The 8,440-nt window shown below is 67.0% G+C and carries 11 protein-coding genes; 7 read left to right on the forward strand and 4 right to left on the reverse strand.

Annotated elements, in window-relative coordinates; translation table 11 throughout:
• The coding region (locus QZ189_RS09845) for a trypsin-like peptidase domain-containing protein (protein ID WP_296421651.1) at positions 1–869 on the reverse strand (869 nt) is incomplete at its 3' end.
• Between the two features lie 94 nt (positions 870–963).
• Between QZ189_RS09845 and QZ189_RS09850 the strand changes: the two genes are divergently transcribed.
• From QZ189_RS09850 to hrpB, 3 genes are all read left to right on the forward strand, one after another.
• Positions 964–1,260, forward strand: a complete 297-nt coding sequence (locus QZ189_RS09850; RefSeq protein ID WP_232197204.1) for a DUF2973 domain-containing protein — start codon at positions 964–966, stop codon at positions 1,258–1,260.
• Between the two features lie 89 nt (positions 1,261–1,349).
• On the forward strand, positions 1,350–1,733 hold the full coding sequence (locus QZ189_RS09855) for a hypothetical protein (protein WP_010313138.1): 384 nt from the start codon (positions 1,350–1,352) through the stop codon (positions 1,731–1,733).
• Between the two features lie 17 nt (positions 1,734–1,750).
• The gene (gene hrpB, locus QZ189_RS09860; RefSeq protein ID WP_296421652.1) at positions 1,751–4,273 is read left to right on the forward strand and encodes an ATP-dependent helicase HrpB; all 2,523 of its coding nucleotides are present in this window, start codon (positions 1,751–1,753) and stop codon (positions 4,271–4,273) included.
• Here hrpB and QZ189_RS09865 read toward each other — a convergent pair.
• Positions 4,270–5,064 carry an HAD family hydrolase gene (locus tag QZ189_RS09865; protein WP_296421654.1) on the reverse strand — a complete coding sequence of 265 codons (795 nt, stop codon included), beginning with the start codon at positions 5,062–5,064 and terminating at the stop codon, positions 4,270–4,272. The genes hrpB and QZ189_RS09865 overlap by 4 nt on opposite strands.
• A gap of 33 nt (positions 5,065–5,097) precedes the next feature.
• Here QZ189_RS09865 and QZ189_RS09870 point away from each other — a divergent pair, with 33 nt between their 5' ends.
• Genes QZ189_RS09870 through QZ189_RS09885 form a run of 4 tightly spaced genes read left to right on the forward strand, consistent with a single transcriptional unit; the run spans position 5,098 to position 7,155 of the window.
• Positions 5,098–5,313, forward strand: coding sequence for a hypothetical protein (locus tag QZ189_RS09870; RefSeq protein WP_247479572.1), 216 nt, complete (start codon positions 5,098–5,100; stop codon positions 5,311–5,313).
• A gap of 24 nt (positions 5,314–5,337) precedes the next feature.
• Entirely contained in the window at positions 5,338–6,489 is a 1,152-nt protein-coding gene (gene xseA, locus QZ189_RS09875) for an exodeoxyribonuclease VII large subunit (RefSeq protein ID WP_296421655.1), read from the forward strand.
• A gap of 4 nt (positions 6,490–6,493) precedes the next feature.
• The gene (gene xseB, locus QZ189_RS09880) at positions 6,494–6,778 is read left to right on the forward strand and encodes an exodeoxyribonuclease VII small subunit (protein WP_296421656.1); all 285 of its coding nucleotides are present in this window, start codon (positions 6,494–6,496) and stop codon (positions 6,776–6,778) included.
• An 8-nt stretch (positions 6,779–6,786) separates the two neighbouring features.
• On the forward strand, positions 6,787–7,155 hold the full coding sequence (locus QZ189_RS09885) for a DUF2834 domain-containing protein (RefSeq protein ID WP_247479577.1): 369 nt from the start codon (positions 6,787–6,789) through the stop codon (positions 7,153–7,155).
• 8 nt (positions 7,156–7,163) lie between these two features.
• On the opposite strand, the gene QZ189_RS09890 is transcribed toward QZ189_RS09885, so the two are convergent.
• Together QZ189_RS09890 and QZ189_RS09895 are read right to left on the reverse strand one after the other, a co-directional pair.
• Positions 7,164–7,511: a zinc ribbon domain-containing protein gene (locus tag QZ189_RS09890; RefSeq protein ID WP_010313161.1), complete on the reverse strand. Its 348-nt coding sequence runs from the start codon at positions 7,509–7,511 to the stop codon at positions 7,164–7,166.
• Positions 7,512–7,543: 32 nt separating this feature from the next.
• A partial coding sequence (locus QZ189_RS09895; protein ID WP_296421657.1) for a YihY/virulence factor BrkB family protein occupies positions 7,544–8,440 on the reverse strand: 897 nt, incomplete at its 5' end.

Below are 8,440 nucleotides of genomic sequence, written 5' to 3' on the forward strand. Positions count from 1 at the left end.
GCCCCAGAGCCATTGCGCACGGGCTCTAGGGCAACGCCCACCATCGCGTGGCTGACCTTGCCGCTGGTCACCAGCTGCTGGGCCACCGATCGGGCCTGATTGACAGGGATGGCGAAGCCAAGGCCCGCCCCAGGGCCGGAGCGCACCAAGGTGTTGATGCCAATGACCTCCCCGTCGGCGTTGAGCAAGGGCCCACCGGAATTACCGGGATTAATGGCGGCGTCGGTCTGAATCAGCTGCAACCGCTTATCGGTGATCCCCAGCGCCGCGGCGTTGCGGTTCAGGTTGCTGACGATCCCCAAGGTCACGGTTTGATCCAGGCCGAAGGGATTGCCCACCGCAATCACCCATTCGCCCACCTGCAGGGCATCGGAATCACCCAGGGCGGCCACGGGCCAAGGACCTGGCCCGTTCAAGCGGACCACGGCGAGGTCCGTGACGCTGTCACTGCCGACAACCTTGCCCTCCACCCGGCGACCGTCGGGCAGACCGACCATCACCCGCGTCGTGCCCTCGACGACGTGGGCATTGGTCAGCAGCAAGCCCGAGGGGTCGTAGATCACCCCACTCCCCTGGCCGCGCTCGGTCCGCTGGGAGGGAGGAATCCGGGTCGCTCCGCCCCCGGGCGGCAGCCCGAAAAACTGCCGCAGCATCGGGTCGTTAAACGGGAAGGGCGTGACCAGGGATCCCCCTGGAACCACGACGGTGCGCTCCGTATCGATCGTCACGACCGCAGGGCCGGTGCGCTTCACCGCCTCGGCCACAAAGGATTGACGGGTCAGGGCCGGCGCCGGCGCGCTCTGGGCCGCCACCGGTGGCAGAGCCAGGAGGACGGGGCCAGCACCTGCCGCCAGCAAAAGGCCGGCCATCCGTGCTGCTGCGCCAGCCATGGAACCAAGAGCAAATCTGCGAAACCGTAAGCAGAACGCTCCAGGGCACGCAAGCACCGGGGGGCGCGCGATGATGGGGCAGTCGGCCTTCCAGAGCTCCGCCATGCTCGCCACCACACCCGATCTCGGTCTGGTCGCCAGCAAGCTGCTGCCGCTGGTCTACGGCGCCTGCTTCATCGGGCTGCTCTGGCAGGCCTTTCGGATCATGGCCCGCGGCTACTCAGCCGTGCCCCGTCCCGGTGACCGGGACCGCACGCCCCAGGGGGATCGAACGGGGCGGCTGACGATTCACCCCGAGCTCTTGGATCAGGACGGACAGCTCACCCAAGACGACCTACTCACGGTGCGTTTTGGCGAAGACGACGAGTAACCCGCCTGACTGAACGACCCCAGAGCAACCCGCTTGGACCCTCCAGCTGGTACAACCAGTGGGTGCTTGTGAACATTGGCGGAGGCTGAGTGGAGCAAAGAACCCGGATCGTGGCTGCTGTGCTCAAGGCCATCAAGCTGCCCCCGCGCTTCCAGCTCAAGTTGGTGAAAGAGGATCCCGTTCGCCTGGAACTGATCCTGACCCCCGCCTACGGCAAGGAGCCCATCCTGGTGGGCCTCGTTGAATCCCAGGATCTGGTGACCCGCCGCGACCGCGAAGGCCGCATCCCTAGGGATCTCCAGGGCACCTGGGACTGGACCGTGCGCCACGGCAACGTCAACACCGGCGGCTGGAACCCCTATCTCAAAGAAGCCCTGCAGACGATGTTTGAAACCGGTCTGCCGGCCATCGTCTACGAAGAGCTGACCGGTGAGCTGTACCACCCGGTCGATGGCGCGCGCCACGTGCGCTGACGCCCGGATCACCCAGCGTGCCGCTTCCGATTGAGCCGCTGCTGCCCGAGCTGGTGCAGCGGCTTCCAGCGGGCGGAACCTTGCTGCTGCAGGCTCCACCGGGGGCCGGAAAAACCACAGGCGTGCCCCTGGCCCTGCTTGAGGCCCTGCCCCCGGAGAGCGGGCGGGTCTTGATGCTGGAGCCGCGCCGGCTCGCTGCCAAAGCCGCGGCCCAGCGTCTGGCCAGCAGTCTTGGCGAGGACGTCGGCCAACGGATTGGCTATCGCGTCCGCCTGGAGAGCCGGGTCTCAGCCGCCACCCGGGTGGAGGTGCTGACCGACGGTCTGTTCCTGCGGCAGCTGCAGTCCGACCCCAGCCTGGAGGGGGTGGCCTGCGTGATCTTCGACGAATTTCACGAGCGCCGCAGCGAGGCGGACCTGGCCTTGGCGCTGCTGCGGGAGGCCAGGGCGGTGATCGCACCGGAGGTGCGACTGCTGGTGATGTCAGCGACGCTCAACCTCCAGCCCCTGCGCGAACAGCTGCCCGAGGCCGCGCTGCTCACCAGCGAAGGACGAAGCTTCCCCGTCGCGGTGCAGCACCAACCGGCTCGAGAGCGTGAGACCCTCTCCGCCCAGGTGGTCCGGGCCCTGGAGAGCCAATGGCTGGACCAACGGCAGGACCACGAGACCGCCCTGGTGTTCCTCCCTGGACAACGCCAGATTCAGCAGTGCCAGGAGGCGATCGCGCGGACCAGCTGGTCCCAGGACCTGGAGATCTGCCCCCTGCACGGCAACTTGCCCCTGGGGGAGCAGAGCCGCGCGATCCAAGCCAGCCGCAGCCCCGCGGGGAAGGTGGTGCTGGCGACGGCCATTGCCGAAAGCTCCCTGACGATCGCCGGGGTCGCCCTGGTGATCGATAGCGGCCTCAGCCGCCGCAGCCGCTTCGACCCCGCCAGCGGCATGGAGAGCCTGGTCACGCTCCCGGCTAGCCAGGCCAGTGCGGAGCAACGGGCTGGCCGCGCCGGACGCCTCGGTCCAGGGCGCGCGGTCCGCCTCTGGAGCCCCGCGGAGCAGCAGCGGCGCCCAGCCTTCGATCCCCCGGCCCTGCTGGAGGCCGACCCCGCCCCCCTGGTGCTGCAACTGGCCCAGTGGGGCGCGGGTCTGGGGGAGGAGTTGCCCTGGCTGGAGCCACCGCCACGGCCCCATCTGCTGGAGGGGCAGGAGCTGCTCCAACAACTGGGCGCCCTCAATGACGCCGGGCAACTCAACAGCCATGGGCGCCAACTCAGCCAGCTGGGGGTGCATCCCCGCCTGGGCCAGGTGCTGCTGCAGGCCCAGGAGCTCGGCGTACCAAGCCTGGGCTGCGCCCTGGCCGCCCTGCTGAGCGAGCGGGACCCCCTGCGGCTGGATGAGGCCGGCTGTGATCTGCTGCGCCGGCTGGATTGGCTGCGGCAGGACGGGCGAGACCATCGCCGGCGCTCGATTCAGCAGCTGCAGGCGCAGCTGGAGCGCCAGCTCCAGGGCATCGCCGGTCAAGAACGCCGTCGCCCCCAACCAACCCTGAACAGTGGCGAGGAGGCATTGCTCTGCGCCGAGCTGATTGCCCAGGCCTACCCCGAGCGGGTCAGCCTGCAGCGCCCAGGCGCCCCCGGTCGCTACCAGCTGCGCTCCGGCCGTGGCGCCGAACTGCATCCCGGCGACCCCCTCTGGGGCAGCGAGGCCCTGGCCATTGCCCATGCCGATGGGGGAGGCAGTGACTGCCGCATCCAGCTGGCCTTGGCCCTGCCGCAGAGCAGCGTCGAGAGCCTGGCCCAAACGCAGGGCGAACGCCTGCAACTGGTGAGCTGGGATCCCAGCCAAGAGCGGGTCAAGGCCGAGGAGAGCCTCCAATTGGGTGCGCTGACGCTGGAGCGCCGGCCCCTGCGCGATCCCCCAGCAGAGCTCCTGCGCGCCGCGCTGCTCGAGGGCTTGGCCGATCTGGGGCTCGAGGCCCTGCCCTGGGGCAAAGGCTCAAGGCAGTTGCAACAGCGTCTCTGCCTGGCCCACCGGGAACTGGGCGCCCCCTGGCTGGACCGCAGCGATGCCGTCCTGGAAGCCGACCCCCTGGGCTGGCTCGGGGATCAACTGGAGGGCCTGCGCTCGCGCCAGGACTTGCAACAACTCAATCTCTGCGAGGCCCTCTGGAGCGGTCTGGACTGGTCCTTGCGCCAGGAGCTCGAGACGCTGCTGCCCACCAGCCTGGCGATTCCCTCCGGCCGTCAGGCCAGCCTCGACTACAGCAGCGGCACACCGGTGCTGGCCGTGAAATTGCAGGAGCTCTTCGGGGCCGCCACCACCCCGACGGTCCTGGGCGGACGGCTGCCGGTGACGGTGCAACTGCTCTCGCCGGCGGGGCGCCCCGCGGCGATCACCCAAGACCTCGCGGGCTTCTGGACTGGGGCGTATCGGGACGTGCGCCGGGACCTGCGGGGCCGCTATCCCCGCCATCCCTGGCCCGAGGATCCAGCCAACGCCACGCCCACGGCCCTCACCAAAAAGCGGCTGGAGCAACAGCAGCGCTAGGCCATCAGGTGGCCAAAACCAAAGTGGCGCAGCCCCTCGGCGATGCCCTGACATCCATGGCCCTGGGCGTGATAGACCCCCGAGAGACGGGGCAACTGCTCCACCAGGGCCGGCTCGGCATTGCCGACCATGACCCCCTTGAGGCCGGTTTCAAACATCGCCAGATCGTTGAGGGTGTCCCCAGCGGTGACCACCGTGGCGTGATCCGCCTCCAACCACGCGAGCAACGACAGCAGGGTTGAACCCTTGTTGACCCCGCCCGGGAGGACATCGAAATAGCGGTTGTCGGACATCACGACCGTCGCCCCCTCCGCCTCGAGCACAGGGATGAGGCCCAGGTCGAACTGATCGAGGTCGACATAGAAGGCCAGACGTCGGTTGGAGCTCATGGGCTGCAGTTCCAGTCCAGGCTGCCCCTCCAGCAGCGTGCGCAACCGCGGTTCCAGGGCCTGCCAGCGCTGCTCAATGGGGTCCACCGCCAGTGGGATCGGCAACAGGGAGGAACCGCAGGCCACCGTGCAGCCCACATCACCGATGACCAGATGGGGGGCCGCCAGCCCCAAGGGTTCGTCGTCCCCCAGGACCTGAGCGATGGCGCCCAGGTCCCTGCCGGTACAGAAGACATGGAGTACCCGCTCGCGCTGCTCGGCCAGCCAGCGATAGAAGCCGCGACGCTCCTCGCTTGGTCCCCCCAGCAGGGTGCCGTCGAGATCGGTGACCAGCACCAGCTCCGGGTGCTCCGGCAAGGGGGCGGCGAGCTGACTCTGCAGGCGCGCTCGAGGGGACGTCACAGGCACCCGGGCAAAGGCGCGCCAACGCTATCGGTGGGCCAAACTGGCTGCGGTTGTGCGTCCTGCAGAGTCCTGGCCCGCTTCTACGCCAAAAATCGCCGCGACGGTGCCCGACTGCTCAGTTCAGCCCTGGTGCTGACCACCATTGCCCTGTTCAACGTCCAGAACGCCGTCGGCCTGGCTTTGAGCGTCATCGGTGCTGTGGTTTGTCTCTACTGGTGGAGCTGCTACCGCCAACTCGAGCGCTGATGCTCCTGCGCGCCTGAGCCGGTGATGAAGAGCGACTCCGGCATCCCGCGTTACAGCGTCGCGGAACTCAATCAAGCGATTGGCTCGCTGCTGGAGCGGGGCTTTGCCCCCCGGTTTCTGCTGGAGGCCACCGTTTCGCGGCCCCAACTGAAAAAAGGGCATCTGTGGCTGACCCTGGTGGATGAGTCGGCCTCCATCTCCGGTGTGGTCTGGTCCTCCCAGCGGGAGCGCCTGAGCTACCAGCCCAGCGAAGGGGATGGGGTCCTGGTGGTGGGGAAACTGAACTTCTGGGCCAGCCGCGCCAACCTCTGCGTTCAGATCCTCGACATCCGTCCGGCCCTCAGCGCGGTTCTACGGCAGTTCGAGCGGGTCTGCGCGCTCCTGGAACCCGAGGGCCTCTTGGCCGCGGAGCGCAAACGCCCCCTGCCGGAGATGCCCGCAGCGATTGCCCTCTTAACCAGCGTGCCCAGTTCGGCCCTGGCGGACATGCTGCGCACAGCCCAGGAGCGCTGGCCGGCGACCACGGTTCACGTGGTGCCGATTCCCGTGCAGGGGATGGTGGCCGCAACCATCCGCAAGCGCCTGGCCGAGGTGCTCGAGCGCAGCGACGAACTGCAGATCGAGGCCATCGTTCTGGCCCGCGGGGGCGGCGCTCGAGAGGACCTGGCCGTCTTCGATGACGAAGAACTGGCCCGCGACCTGGCGGCGAGCCCGATCCCGGTGGTCACTGGCTTGGGCCATGAGGACGACACGACCGTGGCCGACCTTGTGGCGGACTACCGGGCGGCGACGCCGACGGCGGCCGTTGTTGCGCTTCTGCCGGATCGCGAGTCCCTCTCCCAGGGCCTCCAGCACCGTCTGGCCATCGTGCGTCAACTGATGCTGCATCGCCTCCAGCAGGGACAGCAGCGACTCGCGCTGCAGCGCCAGCGGCTGGAGCAATGCCACCCCAGCCTGATCATCGAGCGGGAGCGCGAGCGACTGCAGCAACGGCTGCAACTGCTGGAAGCCCTGTCACCGCAACGGCTGCTCAGACGCGGCTTCTCCTTGGTGCGCAGGGCCGATGGCTCCCTGCTGCGCTCCGTCAGCCAGAGCCAAGCGGGCGATGCCCTCAGGCTGGAGCTGGTCGACGGCAAGATCGAGGCCGTGGTGGAGCAGGTCAGCCCTCACCCCTGATGCCATGACGGAAGCCAAACCCCAAACCAAGCGCAAGAAGCCCGCGAGCAAAGCCAAGGCCGCTGCTTCGTCTGAAACCGAGCAGTGGCAGAAGGAGATCGAAGGCCTGAGCTACCAAGAGGCCAACACGGCCCTGGAGCTCACCCTGGCGAAGCTTCAGTCCGCAGAGCTGGAGGTCGAGGAGATGGCCGGCCTCTATCGCCGCGCTGAGGCCTATGCCGCCCGCTGCCAGGTGGTGCTCGAGCAGGTGGCCCAGGAAGTGGTCGAATGGGAGGCACTCAGCACCTAGGGACCGCGATGGCCTCCAAACCCGCTCAGCAACCCTGGCTGGCCTGGCTCTATCTCGCCCTGGCGGTGGCGGGCGGAGTGCTGCCCTGGCTCTCCAATCTGGAGTTCATGCGCGAGTACGGCGCCAGTTTTGACCTGGCCCAGTTCATCGCCCTGGCCAATGCCAATCCGGCCGCTGAATCGCTGTCGCGGGATCTGCTGGTGGGGGCTTCAGCGATCACGATCTGGATCGTCGTAGAGAGCCGGCGCCTGCAGATGCGTCACCTCTGGATTGTTCTGCTGAGCGCAGGAACGATTGCCTTTGCCTTCGCCGCGCCCTTCTTTTTATTCCTGCGGGAACGTCGTCTTGCTGAGATGGCGCGAACCAGCGAAGGCTGAGGGAAGCCCTAGCGATCCGTGACGTCCTGCACCTGAACGTCGACCACCGCATCGCTAGCGGGGGCATCGACGGGCTTGGCCGCGGAGGCGGCTGGACGCACCTGGCTGAGGTCCGCCCCACAGGCCGGACAAGCGGGCGCTCCAACGCTGGGGGTCCCGCAGGCCGGACAGGTCACGATGCGGCGCTTGAACCACTGCCAGGCCAGAAAGCCCGCTCCACCAAGGACCAGGGGCCCCAAGACCAACAGCAAGGTGATGCCCTCGAGGACATCAACGAACAGACGCCCAGCCAGCCCCGGAGCGATCAGCAGGACGCCGATCAGCGTGATCCAAAGCCAAGGAATCGGACGTTGCATCGCCTAGCGCAAACGGAGCAGCCGCAGGACCATCATCCTGCCGAAAGCTCGCGGCGCTTGCTGCAGACCACGCTGAGGGCCATGCCGTAATAGACGACCAGCGCCACCAGCCAAACCCAGAGGCTGAGGACCAACACACCACCAATGACGCCATAGGCCTGAAAGCGCGCCCCCAGGGAGATCAGGCTTCGGCCCAGGGCCAGGTTCAGGGCCGTCAGGGCTGAGCCAATCAGCAGCGATCCCGGAATGAGAGGACGCAAGGGGACCCTGCGGGTCGGCATGAAGGCCAGCAGGACAAACGCCAGCGAGCAGCTAATGACGACGCTGATGCCCAAGTCCACCAGCAGAGGAACCGGTGCCCAGAGGTGAAGCTTGGCGGGAAGCCAGCTCTCCAGCAGCAGTCTCCAGCTGCCGGGCTTGAGCAGACGCAGGTTGGTCGTGATCTGATCGAGAACCACAAAAAAGCCGATCAGAACAACAACAACCAGTGACTCAATGCGGTTACGAATGAACTTCCAAACCGGCTTTTTCCAGTTCTCCGGTGGAGTCAGAATCGGACGAAAACCCCAAAGCCGATCTGCTCCGCGTTGAAGACTGAGATAGGCATTGGTGGAAGAGATCACCAGAAAGATGACACCAATCAAGCCCGCACCCGTGCCCTGCTTATACAGGCGCAGCAGCGTTGTACTCACCAGGGGCAAGGCCGAAGGGGGCAAAAACTGATCCGCAACAGCGATGACCTGATCGGCCAGTCCATCCATGCGCCCCAGAACCAGGCCAGCGACGCCCAGCGCAATCAGGAGGATGGGGAAAAAGGACTGAAGGCTGTGATACGCAAAGGCCGCACTGAGATCCACACAATCTTCTCGATCCCAAAGGCGATAGGCCTTCCAGAACGGCTTCACAATCGCGCGCCATCGACGCGAACG

Origin of the sequence: Vulcanococcus sp. CPBay_Sum15L08_68 (assembly GCF_017855895.1) — a bacterium.
Taxonomy (GTDB): Bacteria; Cyanobacteriota; Cyanobacteriia; order PCC-6307; family Cyanobiaceae; genus Vulcanococcus.